The organism is Candidatus Pseudothioglobus singularis PS1, from assembly GCF_001281385.1.
GTDB classification, from domain to species: Bacteria; Pseudomonadota; Gammaproteobacteria; order PS1; family Pseudothioglobaceae; genus Pseudothioglobus; species Pseudothioglobus singularis.
Window position 1 is genome coordinate 649,068 of sequence record NZ_CP006911.1, and the last position, 24,852, is coordinate 673,919.

Genomic DNA, 24,852 nt, shown 5'->3' on the forward strand with positions numbered 1-24,852 from the left:
GATTGTTTTTAACGTGATTTCCAATAAAAAAGGATGATGAAGACAAGGCTAAGGACTATTCCACTTATTGGCATACCTCCTGAAGGAATAGCGCCTGAGGTTAAATGATAAACCTGCATCACAACCGCCAGCATTTGAACTAGTATGAGTGTTTTGGTGGCTTTTTTTAGCTGCTCTTCAGATGTCCAATTTGGTAGCATAATAAAAAATACAGCAATAAAAAAGAATGACATGGCTAAAAACTGCGCCATTGTTACCATAGGGGCAGTCACCTCCCAGCCATAAGAGGCAGCCATCATATCAGTTCCAAACAGCATGGATGCAGCCCATATAAGACCGATTAATCCATTAAGTCGATACACTAAAGTTAAAGTCATAATATTTCTCCTATAATATTGAATTAACTAGTTTTTTTTAATATAAATTTTTTATTTTTAGAGTTTTATAGCCTCAAATCTTACCATAAACTCATCATATTTTTTTTTAGACTTTTGATTTTTTCCAAGTACAATTGCGTGATGAAAAATTCTCAAAATCTAAAAAATAACTACGTTCCTCAGCCTGAATCAGAGGGTGGATGACGTTTTTCTGATCAAAATAATTCGAGCTCTATCCCTGATGTAGATTTTGATTTACTCAATGATGCGATCGAGGAGTACAAACATTTTTTTGATAATTTGGCTTCTGGAATAGTCATTATCAAAAATGGATATATCATTAAGGAGCACTACAGCTTTATGACCCTTCCTGGAAGTAGGTTTGATGTTTGGTCTTGTACAAAATCATTTACAGGGATTGCTTGGGGCCTTCTTTTAGAAGAGAGCAAAAATGGATTATTGCCCAATAATGCAGAAGTTAAATTAGATAGTTTGGCATACTCATTTCTTCCTGAATCTTTTAAAGTGACTGACAAGCTTAAAGAAAAGATAACGATTGGTCACTTGCTTAGCATGACTTCTGGAATTCCAGGAGAAGGCCAATTGACCTTTGGCATACCTCCAAAAATCAATAGCGGGCCTTTCGAGCATGCTCTAGGTTATCAAGAAAATCGTTATGGTAAAAAAACTGATAAGCTTATAGGAGATCCAGGTTCAGTTTGGGATTATAGTGATCCCGCAATAGCGCATTTATCGGTTTTATTTAAAGAGATTATGCAACAAGAAATGCATGAATATATGCAGGAGAAAGTGTTTAAGAAGATAGGTGTTGAGAATGCTAGTTGGGATGTTCATGGCGGTGGTGAGTTCATTGGGCCGCACACTAGCGCACATGTCGGCATGCATATTTCAGCAAGAGAGCTTGCAAGAGTTGGATACTTACTGATAAATAATGGTTATTGGAGTGGTCAGCAGATTATTCCAAGTTGGTGGGTTGATATGGCCACCAAGTCCTCTCAGAATTTAAATCTAGAGTATGGTTATACATTTTGGGTTAATACCCAGGGCTCTCGCTGGCCAGGTCTTCCAAAAGATATGTACTCATTGGAGGGTTATAACTCAAATAGATGTTACGTGATTCCATCCAAGGAGGCGGTAGTTGTTAGGGTTGGAGCTGGTCCTAATCAATGGAATGAGCAGGCGTTAATTGGTCGAATTTTAGATGCTATTGGTTAATTAAATGCTCACCATTGCTGACAACTGGAGAATAATCATTAAAGTCTTGGAAAGGATAAATCTTCTGCATCCGGTTATTATTTTCAATTCCCTTGATGTCCTGATTTACAGCACCACTGGTGAGCGCCATAAATGTTTGCGCAGAAAGTGATTGTAGCTCAGGAGAGAGGTAACCCGACTTAACAATAAGAGTTTTAAAATCTTTAAGGTCTAAATTCAGATCAGTAAAGTCTTTTAGATTGTGAAAAGGTCGCCTTAATTTAGTGATTATGACAACTGTGTTTGATACAGAAGTAACGGCGCAATCATTTTTAAAGAAGACATGGTCTGCTTTAAGTTTGAGTGATGGGCCTCCTCCTCCATACGTTCCCCCTAGGGTAAATTCATTGCCATCTTTGAGCGCTTCGTAGGCTGATTTTGAAGCGATTCCAGCAAATAGTGTGTATCTGATCTTTTGCTTTAAAACCTCTTTTAGTATGTCTGCTCTGTCTCCCACACCCCCTGCAGTTGGGTTATCACCGCTATCAGCGATGATTGAAAAGTCCTTACTCATCCAAGCCAAAGCATCTTTTATGCTCCCAGTGGGCATGTCTGATTCTAAAAGATATCGATTACTCCAGTAGGATTTAGCAATTGCTTTACATACCTCACTGCCAGTTATTTGATTAGTGCAGGTGACTATTGATGATGCTGATGCCCTAGGGGTGTCTGCCCAGACATAGCCAACCATGAGGTTGCAATCAATAATATCGTTCTGCTGGTTATAAAGCTCAAGCTCTTTATAAATTGATTTACAGGGCTCAACAAAGGTAGAGGACATTTCACCTGAAACGAGTACTGGAATTTGAGACCAAACAACTTGTGGCCTAATATTTTTATTAATTGCATCTGCAAGCATTGATGCAGATCGCCTGTAAGTTTCTATAACGTCAATATGGGGCGCTGTTTTAAAGGCTGCAAACGCATCAATATTGCTTATAATTTTATCAGTCATTTGACCATGAAGATCATAGCTAACGGAAATAATGCATTCATTTCCAACAGCCCTTCGAACTGAGGCAATCCATTTTCCTTCAGGATCATCAATTCCGTCAACATACATCGCTCCATGCATCAAAAGTAGAATACCATCTAGCCTTCCAAGAGTCTTTATTTCACTAATAAACTCTTCCATAACATCCTTAAAATATTGCTTTTCAATGGGGCCACCAGGGACTGACTTTTTGAAAAATAAAGGATGTGTCTTTATGTTAAATTCGTTGAAAGGGTAGTCAACTAGATCAAGCAGAGCCTGGCCTTGAATCGTTTCAAAATCAGTTTTATTTTGGTAGAGAGGGGAGTAACTACTGCACTCTGTACTGATTCCGCCAATAGCTATTTGTTTAATAGCCATGGCGGATTAGTTTAAATAATTTAATTCCAGCCTGTAACAACCTTGACTTCGATATATTCATTAAAGCCATGTTCGCCACCTTCCCTACCAATACCAGAGTGCTTAAATCCTCCGAATGGAGCGCCACTAGCAGCACCTTTGCCATTCAGTTCAACGGTTCCAGAGAGAAGTTTTTTGGACATTCTTTTGGCTCTTGCAGGGTCTTGAGTCTGAACATAATTAGTTAGACCATAAGGCGTATCGTTTGCAATCTCGATTGCCTCTTCCTCGCTATCAAAAGGAATCATTGCAAGAACAGGTCCAAAAATTTCAGTGCGAGCAACAGTCATTTGATTGTTAACGTCTGCAAAAATAGTTGGTTTAATAAAGTAGCCAGTTTCAAGTCCATCAGGCTTGCCCACACCTCCTGTTACAAGTGTTGCGTTCTCATCTATACCAGCCTGAATTAAGGCTTGAATTTTATCAAACTGTAGCTGTGAAACAACGGGTCCGAGATGTTTACCTTCTTTTGATGCTAAATCAGTCTTCGTTGAAAGAGCTGTCTCTTTAGCTATCTCTACAGCTTTATCATAGAACGATCTTTCAACAAGCATTCTTGTCGGCGCATTGCAGGATTGACCTGTATTATTAAAGCAGTGTCTAACGCCTCTTTTAACGGCCTTTTCATCTGCATCTGCAAAGATTATATTGGCTCCTTTCCCGCCAAGCTCTAATCCAACTCTTTTAAAATCATCAGCAGCATTGTGAGAGATTAACGCGCCAGCTCTAGTTGAGCCAGTAAAAGAAACCATGTCTATGTCTGAGTGAGAGGTAAGCTGACTTCCAACGCCAGCACCATCACCATTCACAAGGTTAAATACCCCTGCTGGGCAGCCAGCCTCCTCTAACATTTCTGCAAAGATCATAGAGTCTAAAGGGGCAATTTCAGAGGGCTTCAAAACCATCGTGCAGCCTGCAGCTATGGCTGGAATAACTTTTAGGGCAACCTGACTTATTGGCCAGTTCCATGGCGTAATAAGGGCGCAAACCCCTTTTGGTTCATATATAAGCTGGTTATCTGAGTCATCAAGCTGCTCTTCAAACTCAAACTTTCTGAGTTGGTTGAGAAAGTCTTCAATGGCACTAGTTCCAGAAGGTGCCTGTGATGCTTTCGCAAAATCAATTGGAGCGCCCATCTCAATGGAAATGACTTCAGCCATTTCATCCATCCTTCTTTCATAAATAGAATAAAGTCTCTCTAATAGGGCAACTCTATCTTCTTTTGATGAGCTTGACCAAGATGGTAGTGCTTCTCTTGCAGCAGTAACAGCGGCATTAGTATCTTCTTGTGAACCAAGCGAGATAACTGCACAAACAGTTTCATCAGAAGGGTTGATGACATCGAAGTCATTCTTTTTAGAAGGCTCAACCCACTGACCATTAATATAGAATTTTCTTTTATCAAGCATGATTTAATCTCCTTACAAAAAAATAGAGGTTATATTAAGAAATTTTAGATGTCAAGCTAAAACATAAACAAATCAATGTTTAGATACTCGCTAATTTATCAACTGAAAGTTTAATATTGTCCATGCTCGTAGCAAAAGATAATCTGACATAGCCTGGAGCACCAAATGCTGATCCAGGAACAACAGCTAAGCTCAGTTTTTCAAGGCAGAAAGTTGAAAATTCAACGTCATCTTTAAGTCCAAGCCTTTCGATAAGGCCTTGAACTTTAGGGAATGAGTAGAATGCTCCGCCGGACCTTGGACATTCGATGCCATCAATTTCATTTAAGCTAGTGACTAAAAACTCATGGCGACGCTCAAAAGCTTCAACCATCATTGATATAAATGACTGATCACCAGTGATTGCCTCAAGAGCAGCAGCCTGAGAAATAGAGCTTGGATTTGAGGTCGACTGACCTTGTATTTTTTTCATAGCTTTGATGACTGCCTCGGGACCAGCAGCGTATCCAATTCTCCATCCAGTCATTGCATAGGCTTTAGAGACGCCATTTAAAATAACAACGCGCTCTTTTAGATTTGGACAGGCCATAGCAATGTTGACAAAATCATCTTCGCCCCATCGTATATGCTCATAAATATCATCACTGATTGTAAGCACATGAGGGTGCCTTTCAAGGACTTCACCAAGGGCTACAATTTCTGATTTAGAGTAGACTGATCCAGTTGGGTTGGAAGGGCTATTAAGGACAAATAGTTTTGATTTAGGAGTAATGCTCGCTTCAAGCTGGTCAGGTGTTATTTTAAAATCTTGATCAAGCCCAGCCTCTATAAAAACAGGGGTTGCATCAGCCAGAATAGCCATGTCAGGATAGGACACCCAGTACGGAGTTGGGATAATAACTTCATCACCTTCATTTAAAATTGCTTGACATAGGTTATAAAAAACCTGTTTACCTCCACAAGAGACCATAACTTCAGTACCAGAATAATCAAGACCATTCTCTCTTTTAAATTTTTCACAGATCGCTTTTTTTAGTTCAGGAGTTCCATCAGCAGGCGTGTATCTGGTCTCACCGGCTCCAATTGCCTTAACGGCTGCCTTCTGAATATTAGCTGGTGTATCAAAGTCAGGCTCTCCTGAGCCCATAGATACAATTTGTATTCCCTGAGATTTTAATTCTTTGGCTTTATCACTGACCGCCATTGTGGCAGAAGGTTTAACTTTTTGGACACGATTCGATAAGATTGATGACATTTACTGTACTCTTTAAATGGTTTAAAATTAAGGGTTTTATTTTAATCATAAACTGCCAATAATGGCTAGAAAATTTCAACTCAAATCAAACTTTTCACCGAAGGGTGATCAGCCAACTGCAATTCAAAAGTTACTTGATGGAATTAAGTCTGGAGAGAAGTATCAAACGCTCGTTGGAGTGACAGGATCTGGAAAAACATTCACTCTGGCAAATGTCATTGAAAAAAGTCAAAAGCCAAGCCTCATTATGGCTCCTAATAAAACACTGGCGGCCCAGCTTTATAGTGAAATGAAGGAGTTTTTCCCCAATAATGCTGTTGAATATTTTGTCTCTTATTATGACTACTATCAGCCAGAAGCGTATGTGCCTGCATCAGATACCTACATTGAAAAAGATGCTTCAATCAATGAGCAAATTGAGCAAATGAGGCTCTCTGCTACAAAATCACTTCTTGAGAGGAAAGATGTCATTATTATTGCGAGCGTTTCAGCCATTTATGGTCTTGGAGACCCTGAAAGTTATATGAAGATGCTGCTCCATCTAACGGTCGGTGAAATTACAAATCAGAGAGAAATTCTTGCCACACTTTCAAAGATGCAGTATACCCGCAACGACGTGACTCTAATTCGTGGACATTTTAGAGTTAAGGGTGAGGTTATTGACATATTCCCAGCCGACTCTGAAGAGAGGGCAATTAGAATTGAAATGTTTGATGATGAAGTGGAGAGTCTTTCTTGGTTTGATCCACTCACCGGTGAAAAGCTTAAATCACTTAAACGAATAACAATTTATCCAAAAACACACTACGTTACTCCTGAATCTACGATTCAAAATATACTGGATGACATTAAAATTGAGCTTGGAGTTAGAAAAAAAGAGCTTCTTTCTCAAAACAAGTTGGTTGAGGATCAAAGACTTTCGCAGAGGGTTGTTCAAGATATGGAGATGATGAGAGAGCTTGGTTATTGTTCAGGCATTGAAAACTACTCTCGATATCTCTCAGGGCGGAAACCGGGTGAGGCTCCACCGACGCTTTTTGATTATTTGCCGGATGATGCTCTTGTTATATTAGATGAATCTCATGTCACAGTGAGTCAAATTGGGGCGATGTATAACGGTGATAGGGCTCGTAAAACGACACTCGTTGACTTTGGGTTTCGTCTTCCTTCAGCGCTTGATAATAGACCATTAAAATTTGAAGAATTTTCAGAAAGATTAAACCAATGCATTTTAGTTTCTGCAACCCCAGCAAATTATGAGCTTGAGGTTTCAACCGTTATTGCTGAACAAGTTGTAAGGCCAACCGGACTCTTAGATCCTGAAATAGAGGTGAGGTCTGTAGAGACCCAAGTGGATGATTTATTATCTGAAATTAATAAAAGGGTTGCTATTAAAGAAAGGGTTCTGGTGACAACCCTCACTAAAAGAATGTCAGAACAGCTTAGTGAATATTTAAATGACCATAATGTCAAGGTTCGATATCTTCACTCAGATATTGATACAGTTGAAAGGGTTGAAATTATTCGTGATTTACGTCTAGGTGTGTTTGATGTTTTGGTTGGAATTAACCTTCTAAGAGAGGGGCTCGATATCCCTGAAGTTTCACTTGTAGCAATTTTGGATGCTGATAAAGAAGGTTTTTTAAGGTCTGAGCGCTCCCTGATTCAAACAATGGGAAGGGCTGCTAGAAATATCAATGGCAGTGTTATTCTTTATGCTGACAGAATAACCAATTCAATGCAAAGGGCTATGGATGTCACATCATCCAGGAGAGATAAGCAGAAAGTCTTTAATGAGGAAAATGGAATAATACCAAAAGGTGTTATAAAGCCAATTATTGACATACTCGATACTGATCTCTCTGCGGCTGATATTGAGGAAGCAGTTTCAGAAAATGTTCAAGTCAGACTCTCACCTGTGCAGCTTTCTAAAGAGTTGAAGCGACTCGAGAAAGAAATGTATCAGTATGCAGAAGAGTTAAAGTTTGAACAAGCGGCAGATATTAGAAATCAAATCAAATTTTTAAGAGATGGACAATTCAAGTAATATTATGATAATATTGTATTAATTTTAAGTAATTGATAAACATGCAAATAAATATAATTTCAAAGCTTATAACTCCTGTTTTATTGATTGTATTTTTAACTTCATGTTCACCTAGTAATGTTGAAGTGTCTATTTATACTACTGATATTGATGTTGCTCAAGAGGGAGAAGTTTTAGAGGTTCCAGTTATGGCTTCTTTTTCACTTTATAGTGATGATGATGGTGAGTTAGAGAGTGCTAGTCAAATTGCTGAAAAGTATCTTGCTCCAGATTCTATTTTTTCTCAATCATCAGGTGACTGGGGAGAGACACTTGTTATTGAAACAACAATCCCGATGGGAACTTTAGATAGTTTACAAAATTATTTAGCTAGCAATAATAGAGTTGCCGTTCTTTTGGTTCAAGGCGTTGATGAGATCGAAATTAGCCTAAGTTCTACTGACTATGCAGACGCGCTAAACAGTGAATTGACTGATATCAATTTTATGTTAGGATTTGAATTGCCAGGAGATTCAACAAACTTTAGAGTTATAAGTGATAGTAGGAATGAAGTTCAAGTTGATGCCACTGCTGTATTTGTTTCTGAAAAACCATACCTTTACTATTCTAAAGTCCTTAAAAGAAGAGATGAGGCAGAAATAGTCTTCAAAGGCACAACTGATAGTGTTTATAGTGAAATAAATCCTTTAATTTATATAAATTATCCATAACAAGTAAAGCATTTACAAAAAGATAACTATAGATTACCTTCCATTCTATCTTTTGCTTTGTCAATTGCAACGTGATACTGAGGATCCTCAAGAACATTAACCTCTACCAATTGCTTAGCTGTTTTTAACAGAAGCCTGCACTCTTCACTAAGATGCATTAAATGAAGTGTCTTACCCACTTTTTGATAACGTTCAGCAAGTTTATCAATTGCTTGAATTGCAGAGTGATCAATTACTCTTGAATCTTTAAAGTCAATATAAACATTTCCTGGATCCTCTTTCGGATTAAAGATTGAGTGAAAGGTATTAATGGAAGCAAAAAATAGAGCACCATGAAGTCTATAGGTTTTCTTTCCATCTGATTCATATTCTTCCATTGAGTGAATCTTCCCTGCAGATTCCCATGCATATGATAAAGCTGACATAATAACGCCAGCTATAACTGCAAGCGCCAGATTATCAGTTAATACAGTAATGACTGCAACTGCAATTCCCACAATAATATCTGGTAAAGGAACTTTGCCAAATAGACGAAATGAGCCCCACTCAAATGTTCCAATGACAACCATCATCATCACACCTATAAGCACTGCAACTGGAATCATTTCAATATACTTGGCGAGATAAAGAATAAAAAATAGAAGAACGAGAGAGGCAACAATGCCTGATAACCTTCCCCTTCCTCCAGATTTAATATTGATTAAACTTTGTCCAACCATCGCACAGCCGCCCATTCCGCCAAAAAAACCAGTAACCGTATTTGCAACTCCTTGCCCAATGCATTCCCGATTTGGTTGACCTGTAGTTTCGGTTAAATCATCAATTAAATTAAGTGTCAATAAGCTCTCAATGAGGCCAACTAGTGCCATCACTATGGCGTATGGAAAAACAATTTTGAGCATGTCAATGCTCAGTGGAACATCAGGGAGATGAAAAGGAGGAAAAACGCCGCCTATAGGGGCAATATCACCAACCGTTCGGGTGTCTAAACCTAAAAATAATACCGCTAGAGTTCCAATTACTATTGCAACTAAAGTTGAGGGTACAGCTCGAGTTAATTTAGGTAAAAAATGAATAATCATCATAGTGATTGCAACGATCACTAACATAAGTGCTAGTGGAGTTCCTGTGATCCATTCACCACCCACTTTAAATTGTTTAACCTGAGAGAGGAAAATGACAATGGCTAAGCCATTTACAAAGCCTAGAAAAACTGGGTGTGGAACGAGTCGTATAAATTTACCCATTCTCAAGAGTCCAAATACAATTTGGATAATTCCAGTTAAGACTACAGCTGCAAATAAATACTCAACACCATGAAGGGCAACCAAAGTACCAATAACAACAGCAATGGCTCCAGTAGCTCCTGAAATCATTCCAGGCCTTCCACCCAAGATTGATGTAACAATTCCTATTGTAAACGCCGCATAAAGCCCAACAAGTGGATTAAGTCCAGCTAAAAGAGCGAATGCAACTGCTTCTGGGACAAGAGCAAGTGCAACGGTGAGACCTGACAAAACATCATTTTTCGCGTTACTAGGAACGCGCTTATGGATAAGCTTAAACATTATTTCCTTTTAAATTGAAGTCTAATTACTGCTTGGATGCAGGAATGGATGGCGTTTCTGATTTAACATCAGCATTTTGAGCGCGATGCCTTAGAGCGTGATCCATAAGTGTAATTGCAAGCATTGCTTCTGCAATAGGAGTCGCTCTAATACCAACACAAGGATCATGCCTACCTGTTGTACTAATTTCCGTTGAGTGGCCTTTTTTATCAATACTATCAGTAGGGAGACGAATACTAGAGGTCGGTTTTAAAGCAATTGAAACCAAAAGGTCTTGTCCTGAACTTATACCACCAAGTATTCCGCCAGAGTTATTAGAGGTAAAGCCTTCAGGAGTAATTGGATCTCTATGGTCTGAACCTTTTTGATTGACAACTTCAAAACCTGATCCTATCTCTATGCCTTTGACTGCATTAATACTCATCATTGCATGAGCTATATCTGCATCTAACCTGTCAAAGATAGGCTCTCCGAGTCCAGTAATCATATTACTGGCAACAATATTTATTCTTGCACCAATGGAATCTCCTGATTTCCTTAGATTGTCCATATACTTTTCGAGTTCAGGTACCTTTGATGAGTCTGGACAAAAGAATGGATTATTGTGCACCTCGGCCCAGTCAAAGTTATCAAAAGTGATTGGACCCAATTGAGACAGATAACCATGAATCTCAATACCATATTTTTCATTTAAATACTTTTTAGCAATTCCACCAGCAGCAACTCTTATGGCTGTCTCTCTGGCAGAAGAGCGGCCACCACCACGATAATCCCTTAACCCATATTTTTGTTGGTATGTGAAGTCAGCATGGCCAGGTCTAAAAGAGTTTGCAATGTTGGTATAATCTCTCGGCCTTTGATCAGTATTTTCTATTAAAAGACCTATAGGAGTTCCAGTGGTCACCCCTTCAAAAGTTCCAGAAACAATCTTGATTGCATCTGACTCTCTCCTTTGGGTTGTGTGTCTTGAGCTTCCAGGCTTTCTTAAATCTAAATCACCCTGAAGGTCTTCTTCAGTGAGCTTCATCCCAGGAGGGCAGCCATCAACAATGCCTAATAACGCCTCACCATGACTTTCACCAGCGGACGTTAAAGTAAATAATTTTCCAAATGAGTTGCCTGACATTGTCTAATGATATGCTTTGCTATGATGGCAGACATTATACCAGTGACAAAATTTAGGTCTAATAATATTCACTCAAACTGAATGAACTCAAGATTAATAGAGTACAGGAAGTTTAGGGCTTTATGAAGTCTTCGTAATAATAATAATGAACTCCTGGCTTACTTTTCAATGTGGAAACCATTTTTTTTGCTAAAACTTTAGCATTGATGCTTCTGTACTTACTTGTAGAGCCAATAAGAACAAGGTCAAGAAATTTTGCAAGCTTCATGAATATTTTTTCAGATGTAGCCCTTTTTCTTCCACCAGATCCTGTTAAAAAACCAGGTCTGAAAATGTTTACACTCTCAAATCCAATATCAATAATAGAGTCCTCGAGTTCACCTTTAACTCTAAGATAAAAGTTTTTTGAAGAACTATCCGCTCCACCAGAAGAAATCAGTGTTAATTTTTTTGCGCCTGACTCAAACGCTTTTTTAGCAATATCAATAGAATAGTCAAAATCAACTCTTCGAAAATTATTTTTATTTCCTGCAATCTTCATAGTGGTTCCAAGACAAAGAAACACATGGTCACAAGCTGGTAAAGATCCTTCGATTAGAAAGGACTCAAAGTCAATGATGAGCTCTGAAGCATTAGGGGGAAGACTTGAAATAGGTTTTCTAGTGATTGCAATAACCTTATGATTCTTCTCGCAAAGCTGATTTAAGATATTGTTACCAACCAGTCCAGAAGATCCCGCAATGATTGAGGTAGTCATTTAATGATTTACTGAGTTATGAGGTATTTTAAGGTAGAACAATTTCAATATTATCTATGTCAGAATTGACATCAACCTTCATCTTATCAAACTTGGGCGCACCCATCCCGCTAAACTGATAAAAGCCTGCTGGCTCTTTTGGGATAAAGAAAAAGAAGTCCAATTCTCCGTTACCATTCTTATCTTCAAAAGAAGCTAGGGCGTAAGGTCCCGATGGTACCTGCATACTGAAAGAAATATTACAGTCTGAGCCTTTCTCAGGATTATAAATACTCTCTTGGCTATGGTTCATGCCTTTGAATCCAGACTCTTCATAAACTAAAACATGAACAGCGTGTTTTGACGAGCAGCCAGTCACTGAACCACTAACAGTATGAAGGTGATCATCGGCCTTAGCAATACTGAAGAAACTTAAAAGAAATAAAGATAGGAATATAGTTAGTAATATTGATTTTAATTTCATAATAAACCGAGATGAATTTTAAGGATTATATTCTATTTTATAGATAAGAAAACTTAATGAATTATTTATGGTTTTTAAATGAACTACTTTCAATGTTAATCAAGATTTGTATTATTAAGATTAGGATTCTTCAAAAAAATCAATTAAACTTCTAAGGCTTCCAAAGTTTATATGAATACTGCAATACTGCTTGAGTATAGGTTTAGCATGATATGCAACAGATAGCCCTGCAATTTTCATCATTTCTATGTCGTTGGCACCATCTCCTATTGCAATAACTTGGTTTTCCTTTAATTTGTATTGATCACATAACTCGCCAATATATTTGGCTTTCTCTTTAGCATCAATCACATTTCCTATTATGTTGCCAGTGATTGTTTGATTGATTGTCTCAACATCATTAGCGCGGAAGTTTTCAACACCAAGCTGACTTTTAATTTTTTCAGCAAAAAATTTAAGACCTCCTGAAACGACTGCTGTCTTTATTTGATTTGATTTGAAGTAGTTGATTAATTCCTCTGCACCCGGGCTGAATTTAACTTTATCTCTATAAACTGACTCAAAGATTGAGTTATTTGTGCCTTTAAGAATTGATAATCGTTTTTTGAAGGACTCTGTGAAGTCTAAATGTCCCTGCATTGCCGCTTCAGTGATTAAAGATATCTCGTCCTTTAATCCAACCACTTTGGCAACTTCATCGATCGTCTCGACAGTAATTAAAGTGGAGTCCATATCGCTAACCATGAGTCTGATATCTTGATAATCAAAATTGTTGTCAAAAATGTTAAGGTCTATGTCACTAGAGAGCCTGTAACTTTCTATATCAAAATCCTTTTTAGTATGAATTCTATAGTGATTTTTTCTAAGTTCAACCTCACCACCAAGGTCTAATGCAAGTTTTTTTGCTGATAAAGTTTCAAGGCTATGAAATATAAGCGTCTTCATTGAAAGATTAGAAAAGTGTAATTAAGTATTAAGAAAAACTATTTTACAATAGTGGAGTATTTGTATGATTCTCAAAACATTATGATTTTACAATAAAGACAAAAAAATAACGTTGTGACATTTTGTCACAAAGCCAATGATAAGTTTTCTTTGGAGGTTGGTATAATAATGTTTCTTTATAACCAAAGGTGGTTATTTAAAAAAACAATGACGTTTAGATGGGCTTAGTTAACTGGGCGCACCTGAGCGTTTTTTTTTTAAATAATTTATATATTCTAATATGACTCAAGCATACAATTTTAGTGCTGGACCAGCAATGCTGCCTCAAGAAGTTCTTCTGAGAATTCAAGAAGAGCTTATTGAATATGAGAATTCTAAAGCATCTGTAATGGAGATATCCCATCGAGGGGTTGATTTTATGGAGGCTGCTCAGAAGGCTGAAAAAGATTTGAGAGAGCTATTAAAAATTCCTGATCATTACAAGGTGCTTTTTCTTCAGGGCGGGGCATCAGCTCAGTTTTCGATGGTACCAATCAATTTATTAAGGGGTGGATCTAAAGCAAATTATGCAAACACTGGCCACTGGTCCGTTAAGGCAATTGCAGAGGCAAAGAGATACTGTGACGTTAATATTTGTACTGATAGTTCAGGTAACAACTTCACAGATATCGAAGATTTTCATGATTGGAAAGTTGATGAAGATGCTGCTTATTTTCATTACACGCCAAACGAAACGATTGCAGGCCTAGAGTTTGATTACATTCCCGATGTCTCCATGCCGATCGCTGCAGATATGTCTTCAACAATCTTATCTCGAGAGATTGATGTTTCAAAATACGGCGTCATATATGCAGGTGCACAAAAAAATATTGGGCCATCTGGACTTACCATTGTGATTGTCAGAGATGACTTGATAGGTCATCCCGTTAATGGACAACCAAAGCTGTTTGATTATGCCACTCAAGCCAATAATGATTCTATGTTTAATACACCTGCAACGTTTCCATGGTATGTAGCTGGAAGGGTTTTTGAATGGTTAAAAGAACAAGGTGGGCTAAGCGCAATGCAAAAAATTAATAAGGCTAAAGCGGAGACACTTTATAGTGCAATTGATAATTCAGATTTTTATTCTAACCCAGTCTCAATCAAATATCGCTCATGGATGAATATTCCTTTTTTACTGGCAGATGAGAAGTTGAAAAGTAAGTTCTTAGAGCGTTCTAAAGATTCAGGCTTGCTTGCACTTAAAGGGCATCGCAGTGTTGGCGGTATGAGGGCTAGTATTTATAATGCGATGCCTCAAGAAGGAGTGGATGCACTTGTGAGTTTTATGAATGATTTTGAAAAGGATTTTGGGTAATGCAAAACATACAGGTACTTAATAATATTTCACCCCTTGGTTTAGAAAAGTTTCCTAAAGATACTTATAAGATCTCAACCTCTAATGATAATCCAGATGCTATTTTAGTTCGAAGTGCAAAAATGCATGATATGGAAATTCAAAATAGCCTTAAGGCTGTTGGGAGGGCTGGTGCAGGTGTCAACAATATTCCTCTTCAAAAGATGAGTGATAATGGCGTGGTTGTATTTAATACGCCAGGTGCGAATGCCAATGCAGTTAAGGAGCTAGTTATTTCTTCAATGCTTTTGGCAAGTCGAAATATATGTCAAGGATGGAGATATGTTAATGATCTGCCACTTGATAATCTTAAGGCTACTGTTGAGGATGGAAAAAAGCAATATTCTGGATCTGAACTTCCAGGCAAAACACTTGGTATTGTTGGTCTTGGTGCTATTGGTGTTGAAATTGCGAATGCTGCAAGCACACTTGGAATGGATGTTATTGGCTACGATCCATCTATCTCAAAGAAGAACGCTTGGAAGATCTCTTCAGATGTTGAGGAGGCTCTTTCCTTAGAGGAGCTGTTTTCCAAAAGTGATTTCGTTTCGTTTCATGTACCTTTAGTTGATGCTACAAAAAACTTATTAAATGCCAAAAGAATTGCACTTCTCCCAGATGGATGCGTTGTAATCAACATGTCAAGAGATGGTATAGTTGATGAGGATGAATTAATAAAAGCTCTTGATAGTGGAAGCGTAAAGTATTATGTTACAGACTTTCCAATTGATGAGAAAAAAAATCATGACAGAGTCATTGCACTTCCTCATCTTGGAGCATCTACTTCAGAGGCAGAAGAGAATTGTGCAATGATGATAGCAAAGCAAATTAAAGACTATCTAGAAAATGGAAATATACTTAATTCAGTAAATTTTCCAGATGCAAAGATGCCTAGAGCAGGTAGTGAACGCCTTGCAATTACTCATCGAAATATTCCTAATATGGTCCGACAAATCACAAAGGCAATTGCAGAAGAAGAAGCTAATATTGTCGATATGTTAAATAAATCTAGAGGAGATTTTGCATATACCTTGATTGATGTTGAGGAAGAGATTTCTAGCTCAATAATTGACAATATAAAGCTAGTAGAAGGAATTTTAAAAGTAAGGGCGCTCTAAATATAGTTTGGCGCCCTGGGCAGGCTTTGAACTAAAGTATATATCCCCCTATAATAAAGCATTTACAATTTATTATATAAAATTATATACACAAATATATACACAAATGAAATTGGTAGATAATTAATTAGATAATAACTAATTAATATCTAACTTGTTGATTTAACTATATATATTACCACTATCCCTCGCATATATATACAGACTTCAACCCTATGGGGTAGGAGCCTATTCTTATAATCTATACAAATATAAACTCTCCCTCTCAGATGAAACGAAATTTGGACTTTAGTCCAAGTTGACTTATAATCCTAGTATGAAAAAAATACTACTACTGCTCTTCTCTCTCCTGCTCTCATTTAATTCTTATGCTGAGGTGCCTAAAATTATTAGTGGAAAGACTGTAGAAGATATTTGTAAAATTGCAGATTGTGATGAATCATTGGATATTTACTACAGGCAGTTTTATCTTTCTAAGCCAGTTAATAAAGTCTTTGTAATCGATGTTTTAAATAATGGAAAAGCTATTGGCGGAAGCTATATGGGTTGGAGTTATCCAAGTTGGCTTCTAGCAAAACAAGATATTCTGGCTAAATGTAAAAAAGAATTTGGCTCTTCAAATTGCCAAGTCCTATTTGTAAACAATAAAATTGCTGATATTGAATTGTATAAAAAACTAACTACTATATCGATACCTATAAATGCCTATAAATCTGGAAATAGCTGGAAGTGTAAATCTGGTTATAAAAAAAGTAGAGATAGATGTATAAAAGAAACTGTAATTCCCACAAATGCTCATTCTTCTGGCTCTAGTTGGGCATGTAACACTGGCTATAAAAAAGTTGGCAGTAAATGTAATAAGATATATATACCAAAAAATGCATCCTTATCTGGTTCAAGTTGGAAGTGTAACTACGGCTATACAAAAATTGGCACTAGTTGTCAAGTCGTCCCTGCGAATGCTACTGCAACTAGCTCAGGATGGAAATGCAACACTGGCTTCACAAAAGATGGCAATAGTTGTAATATAGTTGAAGAGTCGATGGATTATATTGAAGAACTTAAAAAGATAAAAGAACTTCTAGATTCAGGGATTATTAATGAGGAAGAGTTCAAAAAAATGAAGCAAAAGGTAATCGACAATATGTAATATTAAAAAACTATTCCTAATCAACTGAACATGACTCTATTATGAAAAGACTCTTTCTACTCTTATTACTCTCTATTGGCTTTATAAGTTCTGTTTATGCAGACTTTAATGATGGAAATACAGCCTTTAATAATGGAGATTATATTACCGCCTATAAAGAATGGTTACCACTTGCTGAGCAAGGACATGATGGTGCTCAAACTAGTTTAGGTTGGATGTATGAACACGGCAAAGGTGTAGTTAAGAATGATAAGAAAGCGGTAGATTGGTACACTAAAGCAGCTGAACAAGGACATATTGGTGCTCAAAATAATTTAGGTGTAATATATTTCAATGGAGATACCGCTCCCCTAGATTATAAAAAAGCTTTTAGTTGGTTTAATAAAGCTGCGGAACAAGGATATGCCGAGGCTCAGTACTTTTTAGGACTTATGTATGCCGAAGGTTTAGGTACACTAAAATCTTTAAAAAAAGCCGCATATTGGACTAAATTAGCTTATGACAACAACGACCCATATGCTGAAGATGTTTGGAATCATTTTGAACTTTGGAAGTATTAATCACTAAAATCTTACGATGAAAAAACTACTAGTACTGCTCTTCTCTTTATTGCTCTCATTTAATTCTCACGCTGAGTGGTTTAGGGTTGGAGAAAGCACTGCAGGGTATGTCGCTTATTATGAAATAGATACAGTTAAGGAACATGGTGGTTATGTTTATTACTGGGTAATGCTTGACTATCTTATACCTACAGAAGATGGTGACATGAGTGCATCAAGATATTTGCAAGGGGAATGTGAAGTAGGTAGAGTAAAAACTTTATCTATGATTTTTTATAAACAACCTATGGGTAAGGGAGAGAGCGAAACATATAATCCGCCGCCTGAGTGGGATTATCCTGCTCCTGGGTCTCTTCTTGGAGTCACCACAAATTATGTATGTAATTATCTGAATCAAGATGGGTGAGTAAGAACATTTAAGAACTCAATAGAAAGAGCAGTTTATAAAGCCTCGCCACTCCCATCTGCACCTGATGAATCAGTTTTTGATAAAGAGTTAATTTTTATATTTAGTGTGAATTTATTAGTCCTTACTAGACACATCTACTTATTTATATTCTATATTAGATGTTAAAATATTAGCATAGAAAGGGATACCTCTAGTCAGCCCCAATCTTGTGAGTAAAGTTCTTTTACTTGCCCCAAAATGTCCTAGCCTACTTAAATTGGCAACATGGATAACATTTATCGCAAACGCAAACCATAGCGTAAATCCTTTTCGTCTGTAATTCAGACATTCAATCCTATTCTAGGAGATGATAAATGAAAATATTAAAGTTAAATGAAGTCGCTGAACTTCTCAATGTATGTAAGTCGCAAGTCTACAATTTAGTCAAGCAAGGTTACCTACCTAAACCTATCAAAATAGGCAAGCGTGGTTCTGGTTGGTTACAGTCAGATATCGATTCTTGGTTCAAATCCAAGATTGAAGAAAGAGAGATGGAGGTTAATCATGGCTAGTTATATTGATGATAAATTCTCTATCGATTCTGATAAACATAACTGGATATTAAGAGAAAAGAATGTAGGCAAAAAAGAGATACTTCATTACTTTCCAAACCTAAAACTATTGGCTAACTTCATAGTGGGTTACAAGCTAAGAATGTTTCTAGTTAAAGGTGATGTTGACTTGTTGAAGAACTCGTCTGCTACCCCCTCGTATTCCTCTCTAATCGAGGATTCTGCGAGGAAACTAGCACACTATATAGAGAAGGTTGTTAGCAAAGATGACTCTACAAGATAAACGGTTTCCACACACTTAATCTTGACTAAATACAAACCCCTAAGTCTATTGAATTAGTTAAAAAAAGTAGTGCTTGGGGGTGAGTGTTAGTTAACGGTATTTCATATTATCTTATAGAGGAATTACTATGCTAACTAAAAGCAGAATGAAGGAGCATAATTACTGCTTCTACAACTACAAGGAGGAGGAGCTATTTATTAACTCATCGGAAACCAAAGGCGTTTACCCAAACATTATTGAAAAGATAGTTGAACAGTTAGATACTTGTCTAGCGATTCACAAAAGAGTCTTGGTGGTAAGGTTTGATTTAAGTCTGAATGAATACTCTGGCGATAATCATGCTATCTCAACCTTTATCAATCGTCAAAAGCAAAGGATGTTTAAAACATATGGCGTTAAAAACATTGGTCATGCTTGGAAGAGAGAACGAGAAACATCTAAAGCACAACATTACCATGTAGCTTTATTTATTGATGGGAATAAGATTCAATACCCTTCAAAATTACTAAGACAAATCAAAGCTAAATGGTTTAAGCATGGGCGTTGTTGGATTCCAGATGATTGTTTCTACTATCTTGATAAAAGTAAAAGTAACTTTAAACAAACGAGAGGTGAAGCAATTTATAGATTGTCTTATCTTGGCAAAACTAGAGGCACAGGTTACAAGGATATTCAAGCTAAGAACTATTCTGTCAGTAGATTATCTAGGTAATTGCTCCAATCTTCCATCATTGGTTTTCTTTCTTCTAAATACTTTGCATGGTTGTAAACACCTCTGACACCTCTAATTTGATGAGCTACCTGTAACTCAATAGCATCTGCGTTATAACCTTTTTCATTAAGGCTGGTAACCGCCATATGCCTGAATCCATGCACAGTAGTTAAATCTTTATCAACTCCAACTTGTCTCATAGCTTTGAGGATGGAGTTGGTGCTTATTGGTCGACCATTTTTTAATGGTGATGGAAAGCATAGTGTGGAATCGATATTTGAATCTTTTAGCTTAGTTAATACTTTTATAACATGTTTGCTCATTGGCACAATATGAGGCTTGTTATCAATCTTCATTCTTTCAGCAGGTATTCTTATCAATTCATCATCCCAATCGATTTCTGACCATCTTAGCCCAACTAATTCTCCAGGTCTAAGAAAAACATGAGGTGCTAAATTTAGTGCAGTTATTACTTGAGTTGAGCCAACCACTTGTTTGAGCATAGTCAATACAAGTTTTATGTCTTTCGGACTAGAAACATGACTGAAGTTCTGTTGGTCTTTTCTCTTTGTAAAGATATCTGATGATATTTCTCTAGCAGGGTTTGTTCTAGTAAGTTGAAGACCAACTGCATGGCTTATTATTCTTGTGACTATGCTTTGAACCTTCTCCCTTGTTTCAAATTTACCTTCCTCATCTATTATTAACAACAAATCTATAAGCATTTTGGTTTCAATAGAGTCAATAGGTAGATTAGAAAGAGGAGGCAATAGATATTTTTCAGCTTTTTGCTGAACACCTATGGCATGAGATTCTTTCCAGCCATTCCTCTGCTTATTAAGCCACATCTCATATACCTCTTTGAAGGTAATGACATCATCATTAACTTGGTTAATAGCATCGTATTTCTTTGGAGGAAGGGTACCTTTAGCCTTGAAATCATTATTTCTATCCCTCCAATCTCTGGCTTCTTTTAGAGAGTGACCAGGAAATGAGCCAAGAGTTCTAACTACTTCTTTCCATTTGCCATTTAATTTCCATCTAATCCTGTGTTGGAATACCTTGGAGCCAGTTGGGTTAATGGCTAGGCGCAAACCTTCACCATCTATAAGGAAGTATTGCTTATCCCGTTTCTTGGCATTCTCGATTGCTTTAGTGGTTAGTAACATTGTGTATATAAAAAGTAATAATATTACAAATTTAAGTATATATACACAATTATATACACAAATAATCTAGATGTTAGTAGATGTTATTAGATTTAAGTAGATAGTATTGAAATAGCATAAACCCTTACAATAAAGCACTTAAATTAATTAAAGGTTATTGTATAAGGATTACTATTAAAAATGTATGGCGCCCTGGGCAGGATTTGAACCTACGACCCCTCGCTTAGGAGGCGAGTGCTCTATCCAGCTGAGCTACCAAGGCAGGATGTATATTATTGCTAGTTATCTTTATTAATTCAAGCAATAATTTGATTAATATTAAAATTAGCATTTATGTAGTTAATTCTAATTTGAGTGAGAGTGTCATTTTTTGATAGTACCAATGATGGGAATCCATTTATTGGCATCGTCATTGAAAACTCAATTTCTTTTTTTAAGTAATTATTTACTCTTGGAGAATTAAGGTCTTTTTTGAATGCTTGAACATTGAGACCAACATTATCTGCAAGGTCAAATAAAACCATCTCTTCTGATGGATTCTGAGCCTTTAAATAATAGGCATATTGAATTTCTTCAATCATAGCTCTTTCAAATTTAGGATTTTGTATTCGTGCACTTATAACTGCTCTGCATGAAATGTAGGTAGATCTTTTTGGTGTATTCAAGCGCCAAAAATCATAATTAAATTCTGTTGTAGGCACTGTATCTTGAACTCTTCTCCAATTATCCATTACAAGTTTTCGTGTCTCTAAAGACATTGGGATATCATTATCTGGAGCTAAACCACCTAGTAAATACTCAACAATTAAATTTTGTGGCAGGTTAGTTAAAATTTTTTGCCATGTCGGTTTAAAAGCCCAACACCATGAACACATTGGGTCATGAATATAATAAAGAGTGTTTTTAGCGAATTTCAAAGTAGGAAATTAAAAAAGTATATAATTATAGTGTTGGGTTTGAAGGTTTTATTTTACTATTTCAATCTTCACTTATTAAACACAATTGAATATCAAGAAATCTGTAGAATTATTAAATAAATACTCATAGGAGCATTATTATGAAAATTTTAAAAAGTTTATTAGTTGTTTTCTTTGCATCATTAACACAAATGTCATTTGCTGGATCCTTTATTGATTCTGCCTCTGTTGTATCAGTTGACAAGGTTTATAAACAGGTTAGAGTTGAGGAGCCTTACCAAGAATGCTACATAAAAGAGACGGTTCAGAATAATGGTGATGGAAGTGCTACTAACGAGATTATTGGTGGTGTAATTGGTGGGGCAATTGGAAATAAACTTGGTAAAGGTGATGGCAACGACATCATGACACTTGCAGGAATATTAATGGGTGCCTCTATCGCAAATGATGCTGAAAAAGCTGCAGGAAACGGTAAACAAACTATCGTCAGCCAAGAAGTCTGTGAGAAAAAAGTCAGACAGAAAATTGAAAAAAGATTAAGTCACTATAAAGTTACTGTTGATTACAATGGCTCTGAAGTTTCATTCTCTAGTAAAAGAAGACCTTATGATGACGTAATCAAGGTCGAAGTTACAGTCGATGGATTAGATTAAAATATAGAAACATATTTTAATGGCTATTCCTATCCTAATAGTCATCATAGCTGCTGCAACTCTTGTTGTGGCAGTTTTTTTTTATGTCTCTAGAATTATTTCCTTGCCTCCCCAAGGAAGAGCTATTGACTATTTAAAAAATAAATCAGAAAAAAATCAAAGAATTGTTGCATGCATTGGTGATTCATTAACTCACGGAAATATAGGGGTTAGCTGGGTTGATAAATTAAGAAAAGAATTTCCCTTAGACATATTTTTAAATGAAGGAATTAATGGTGATGTTGTTTGGCAGGTGCACCAAAGACTTGAGCCAATATTAAAGAGCAATCCAGATGTTATCATTTTGATGATTGGAAGTAACGATGCTATGGCCTCTTTTAATTCTAATTCTGGAAAGCGTTATAAAAGAAATAATAACCTTCTAGATATTCCTTCATTTCAGAGTTATCAAAAACTATTCCTGGAACTTCTGGATAAACTCATTAGTGTCGATAAAGTTTTTTTGTGCACTCTTCCTCCTATAGGAGAAATAAAAGACTCGCAAGTTAACCAGCATGTTAATAAGTTTAATGACTTTATTAGAAAAACTGCTCAAGAGAGATATTTATCTATATTGCCAGTCTCTGAAAGTCTTTGGAGTGATTTAGCCCTTAGAGAGTTTTCATGCATCAATGACTATAATCCAAATTCAATTCCATTGATGAGAAGAATCTATGGGGGTGTAATGCATCATTATATTTTTAAACAGCCTTGGGATAAGATTGCAAGATCAAAGAGACAGTGGTTACTTTTTGACCAAATTCATTTGGGCGAGCGTGCTGCAAATATTGTATTTAAGGTTATTAAAAATGCAATCTCAAAGAAATAATTTTTTTAACGTATAATTAATTACCTTTTTATACCCTTTATTGACGTGAAAGATATTAAGCTTGAAGATCGTTTAATTTTTGCTCTTGATGTTCCAGAAGTGTCTGAAGCTAAGGATATTGTCTCTGAGCTTGATGATAGTGTCAATTTTTATAAAATTGGTATGGAAATGTTGATGACTGGAAAGTATTTTGAGTTGCTAGACTGGTTAATAAAGAAAGATAAAAAAGTTTTTGTAGATTTAAAGTTTTTTGATGTTCCTGAGACAGTTGGAAGGACAATTGCAAGATTAAGTGACTATGGGGCAACCTTTGCAACAATTCATGGTAATCAAACTTTAATGGAAAAAGCATCTGAGAACAAAAATAACTTGAAAATTCTTGCTGTTACTGCTTTAACGAGTTTAGATCGTGGAGATTTAGATGATTTAGGGTTCTCTTGTGATGTTCAAGATTTAGTGATCTCTAGAGCCAAAAGAGCATTTGAAGCAGGCTGTGATGGGATAGTTTCTTCTGGCTTAGAAGTTCCATTTATTAGAGAATTTGTTGATAACAAATTGATTTGTGTCACACCTGGCATTAGACCAGTAGCAAATAATGATGATCAAAAACGAGTTGTGGATGTTGCTACAGCATTTGATAGTGGTTCAGACTATATTGTAGTTGGAAGGCCAATCAAGAACGCTAAAAATCGGTATGAAGCAGCAAGTAATATTCAAAAGATTATCAAAAGAACATTTGAATCAGTATAATTTCGATTTCTTAGTCGCGTAACTCAGTTGGTTAGAGTGTCACCTTGACATGGTGGAAGTCGGCAGTTCGAATCTGCCCGCGACTACCATCTACTTATTAATATAATCACTTGTTAATGTTTTAATTTATTACTGACAGATTTAATTGAAGTTTTATCAGATATAATCCATTTATTAAATAATATAGTTGTAATTATGAAAAAACGTCTCCTAATATTACTTTTCTCCTTGGCAGTTTTTGGTTGCTCATCCCTAGAGTTAGAAGCTGTTTCAACTTCTACAGAAGAAACTCAACGAATTCTATCTATGGGTTTGTCTCACGAAGAAAATCTAAAAGAGGCAAATAAACTTCCTAGTAAGCATATGATTTCAGTGGTTACCCTTCAATTAACTAACGCTCGAGATGAAAAAATTCAGGAACAGGTTGATATAGTTCAATCAGCCAAATATGCAGAAATGGTCTCAATTTCTGGAAATAATTCAAGTTTTGTAGGGCCTAAAGAAATAAATTTAGTCAAGAAAGGGGTTCTTGAGAGTGATGTGGAAATTCAAACTCACTTCTTAACTAGCTCTAGAAATGAAAATGGATTATTGCAACACAAACTTAATATAAGCATAGAGCATAATTCGTTAAATAAAAGAGCTTATCTTTCAGCAAATTTATGTGATGAATGGATGCGATGTGAGGGTGCAACGTCTCTTGCTCAAGAACTTATAGTAACTTCATCAAAAGGAACAAATTGTATAGCCTCGGGTTGTGAATTCACAGAAGAAATGACTTTAAAATTAACAGATAACTTCTTAAAAGAAAGTATCAATAAAGGTTTTACAATACGTCTTAATGCAAAACGGAAATCTAATAAAATTAAAGTTTCAAAAGCCTACCTTATGGGCTATCTTCAAGTAGCTAAATAGGTTTTTTTGAAATACCTTTTTCATTTTTTTTGATAGCTAAAGTCTTGTTTGACTTGGCTATTTTTAACAATCT

Annotated in this window: 26 protein-coding genes and 2 tRNA genes; 16 read left to right on the forward strand and 12 right to left on the reverse strand. The window is 36.3% G+C overall.

The annotated features are described in order from the left end of the window. Positions 1-8: 8 nt before the first annotated feature. Positions 9-377, reverse strand: a complete 369-nt coding sequence (locus W908_RS03330) for a hypothetical protein (protein WP_020025284.1) — start codon at positions 375-377, stop codon at positions 9-11. Positions 378-677: 300 nt separating this feature from the next. Here W908_RS03330 and W908_RS03335 point away from each other — a divergent pair, with 300 nt between their 5' ends. Then, entirely contained in the window at positions 678-1,613 is a 936-nt protein-coding gene (locus tag W908_RS03335) for a serine hydrolase domain-containing protein (protein WP_236849167.1), read from the forward strand. On the opposite strand, the gene W908_RS03340 is transcribed toward W908_RS03335, so the two are convergent. From W908_RS03340 to W908_RS03350, 3 genes are all read right to left on the reverse strand, one after another. After that, positions 1,603-3,006: a M81 family metallopeptidase gene (locus tag W908_RS03340; protein WP_053819921.1), complete on the reverse strand. Its 1,404-nt coding sequence runs from the start codon at positions 3,004-3,006 to the stop codon at positions 1,603-1,605. The two genes, W908_RS03335 and W908_RS03340, sit on opposite strands and share 11 nt — an antisense overlap. Positions 3,007-3,026: 20 nt before the next feature. Next, positions 3,027-4,454, reverse strand: a complete 1,428-nt coding sequence (locus W908_RS03345) for an aldehyde dehydrogenase family protein (RefSeq protein WP_020025287.1) — start codon at positions 4,452-4,454, stop codon at positions 3,027-3,029. Between the two features lie 79 nt (positions 4,455-4,533). After that, complete coding sequence (locus W908_RS03350) at positions 4,534-5,709, reverse strand: pyridoxal phosphate-dependent aminotransferase (protein WP_053819922.1); 1,176 nt, start codon at positions 5,707-5,709, stop codon at positions 4,534-4,536. 61 nt (positions 5,710-5,770) lie between these two features. Between W908_RS03350 and uvrB the strand changes: the two genes are divergently transcribed. Both uvrB and W908_RS03360 read left to right on the forward strand, forming a co-directional pair. Next, complete coding sequence (gene uvrB / locus W908_RS03355; protein WP_053819923.1) at positions 5,771-7,756, forward strand: excinuclease ABC subunit UvrB; 1,986 nt, start codon at positions 5,771-5,773, stop codon at positions 7,754-7,756. A gap of 41 nt (positions 7,757-7,797) precedes the next feature. Beyond that, the gene (locus tag W908_RS03360; RefSeq protein WP_053819924.1) at positions 7,798-8,466 is read left to right on the forward strand and encodes a hypothetical protein; all 669 of its coding nucleotides are present in this window, start codon (positions 7,798-7,800) and stop codon (positions 8,464-8,466) included. A 26-nt stretch (positions 8,467-8,492) separates the two neighbouring features. Here W908_RS03360 and W908_RS03365 read toward each other — a convergent pair whose 3' ends face one another. The 5 genes from W908_RS03365 to serB form a co-directional block, all read right to left on the reverse strand. Further along, a complete protein-coding gene (locus tag W908_RS03365) occupies positions 8,493-10,034 on the reverse strand; it encodes a SulP family inorganic anion transporter (RefSeq protein WP_053819925.1) in 1,542 nt (513 codons plus the stop codon). A gap of 25 nt (positions 10,035-10,059) precedes the next feature. Continuing rightward, positions 10,060-11,160 (reverse strand): chorismate synthase, encoded by a 1,101-nt coding sequence (gene aroC / locus W908_RS03370; RefSeq protein ID WP_053819926.1) that lies wholly within the window; start codon positions 11,158-11,160, stop codon positions 10,060-10,062. Positions 11,161-11,272: 112 nt separating this feature from the next. Continuing rightward, on the reverse strand, positions 11,273-11,917 hold the full coding sequence (locus W908_RS03375; protein ID WP_053819927.1) for an NAD(P)H-binding protein: 645 nt from the start codon (positions 11,915-11,917) through the stop codon (positions 11,273-11,275). A gap of 28 nt (positions 11,918-11,945) precedes the next feature. Then, the gene (locus tag W908_RS03380; protein WP_053819928.1) at positions 11,946-12,380 is read right to left on the reverse strand and encodes a DUF2141 domain-containing protein; all 435 of its coding nucleotides are present in this window, start codon (positions 12,378-12,380) and stop codon (positions 11,946-11,948) included. A gap of 120 nt (positions 12,381-12,500) precedes the next feature. Then, positions 12,501-13,325, reverse strand: a complete 825-nt coding sequence (gene serB, locus W908_RS03385) for a phosphoserine phosphatase SerB (protein WP_053819929.1) — start codon at positions 13,323-13,325, stop codon at positions 12,501-12,503. Positions 13,326-13,605: 280 nt separating this feature from the next. On the opposite strand from serB, the gene serC reads away from it, so the two are divergent. The 8 genes from serC (at position 13,606) to W908_RS03425 (ending at position 19,507) form a co-directional block, all read left to right on the forward strand. Beyond that, a complete protein-coding gene (gene serC / locus W908_RS03390) occupies positions 13,606-14,685 on the forward strand; it encodes a 3-phosphoserine/phosphohydroxythreonine transaminase (RefSeq protein ID WP_053819930.1) in 1,080 nt (359 codons plus the stop codon). Next, positions 14,685-15,842, forward strand: a complete 1,158-nt coding sequence (locus W908_RS03395) for a phosphoglycerate dehydrogenase (RefSeq protein ID WP_053819931.1) — start codon at positions 14,685-14,687, stop codon at positions 15,840-15,842. The genes serC and W908_RS03395 overlap by 1 nt, the downstream gene beginning before the upstream one ends. A 316-nt stretch (positions 15,843-16,158) precedes the next feature. Then, positions 16,159-16,992 (forward strand): SHOCT domain-containing protein, encoded by an 834-nt coding sequence (locus tag W908_RS03400; RefSeq protein ID WP_053819932.1) that lies wholly within the window; start codon positions 16,159-16,161, stop codon positions 16,990-16,992. 41 nt (positions 16,993-17,033) lie between these two features. Further along, positions 17,034-17,552, forward strand: coding sequence for a tetratricopeptide repeat protein (locus W908_RS03405; RefSeq protein ID WP_053819933.1), 519 nt, complete (start codon positions 17,034-17,036; stop codon positions 17,550-17,552). 16 nt (positions 17,553-17,568) lie between these two features. Then, positions 17,569-17,958 carry a surface-adhesin E family protein gene (locus W908_RS03410; RefSeq protein ID WP_053819934.1) on the forward strand — a complete coding sequence of 130 codons (390 nt, stop codon included), beginning with the start codon at positions 17,569-17,571 and terminating at the stop codon, positions 17,956-17,958. 356 nt (positions 17,959-18,314) lie between these two features. Next, complete coding sequence (locus W908_RS03415; protein ID WP_053819935.1) at positions 18,315-18,512, forward strand: helix-turn-helix transcriptional regulator; 198 nt, start codon at positions 18,315-18,317, stop codon at positions 18,510-18,512. After that, positions 18,505-18,795 (forward strand): hypothetical protein, encoded by a 291-nt coding sequence (locus W908_RS03420; protein WP_053819936.1) that lies wholly within the window; start codon positions 18,505-18,507, stop codon positions 18,793-18,795. The genes W908_RS03415 and W908_RS03420 overlap by 8 nt, the downstream gene beginning before the upstream one ends. Positions 18,796-18,922: 127 nt before the next feature. Then, positions 18,923-19,507, forward strand: a complete 585-nt coding sequence (locus W908_RS03425) for a YagK/YfjJ domain-containing protein (protein ID WP_053819937.1) — start codon at positions 18,923-18,925, stop codon at positions 19,505-19,507. Here the strand turns inward: W908_RS03425 and W908_RS03430 are convergent. The 3 genes from W908_RS03430 to W908_RS03440 all read right to left on the reverse strand — a co-directional run bounded on the left by W908_RS03430 (position 19,480) and on the right by W908_RS03440 (position 21,593). Beyond that, complete coding sequence (locus W908_RS03430; RefSeq protein ID WP_053819938.1) at positions 19,480-20,676, reverse strand: tyrosine-type recombinase/integrase; 1,197 nt, start codon at positions 20,674-20,676, stop codon at positions 19,480-19,482. The two genes, W908_RS03425 and W908_RS03430, sit on opposite strands and share 28 nt — an antisense overlap. Positions 20,677-20,861: 185 nt before the next feature. After that, positions 20,862-20,938, reverse strand: a tRNA-Arg gene (locus tag W908_RS03435). Positions 20,939-20,972: 34 nt separating this feature from the next. Continuing rightward, positions 20,973-21,593: a DsbA family protein gene (locus W908_RS03440; RefSeq protein ID WP_236849168.1), complete on the reverse strand. Its 621-nt coding sequence runs from the start codon at positions 21,591-21,593 to the stop codon at positions 20,973-20,975. Positions 21,594-21,733: 140 nt separating this feature from the next. Between W908_RS03440 and W908_RS03445 the strand changes: the two genes are divergently transcribed. The 5 genes from W908_RS03445 to W908_RS03465 all read left to right on the forward strand — a co-directional run bounded on the left by W908_RS03445 (position 21,734) and on the right by W908_RS03465 (position 24,779). After that, positions 21,734-22,246 carry a hypothetical protein gene (locus tag W908_RS03445; protein ID WP_053819940.1) on the forward strand — a complete coding sequence of 171 codons (513 nt, stop codon included), beginning with the start codon at positions 21,734-21,736 and terminating at the stop codon, positions 22,244-22,246. A gap of 19 nt (positions 22,247-22,265) precedes the next feature. Next, complete coding sequence (locus W908_RS03450; RefSeq protein ID WP_053819941.1) at positions 22,266-23,114, forward strand: SGNH/GDSL hydrolase family protein; 849 nt, start codon at positions 22,266-22,268, stop codon at positions 23,112-23,114. Between the two features lie 45 nt (positions 23,115-23,159). Further along, positions 23,160-23,864 (forward strand): orotidine-5'-phosphate decarboxylase, encoded by a 705-nt coding sequence (pyrF, locus tag W908_RS03455; protein WP_053819942.1) that lies wholly within the window; start codon positions 23,160-23,162, stop codon positions 23,862-23,864. Between the two features lie 12 nt (positions 23,865-23,876). Further along, positions 23,877-23,953 (forward strand) — tRNA-Val (locus W908_RS03460). Between the two features lie 106 nt (positions 23,954-24,059). Next, positions 24,060-24,779, forward strand: a complete 720-nt coding sequence (locus W908_RS03465; RefSeq protein ID WP_053819943.1) for a hypothetical protein — start codon at positions 24,060-24,062, stop codon at positions 24,777-24,779. Positions 24,780-24,852: the final 73 nt, after the last annotated feature.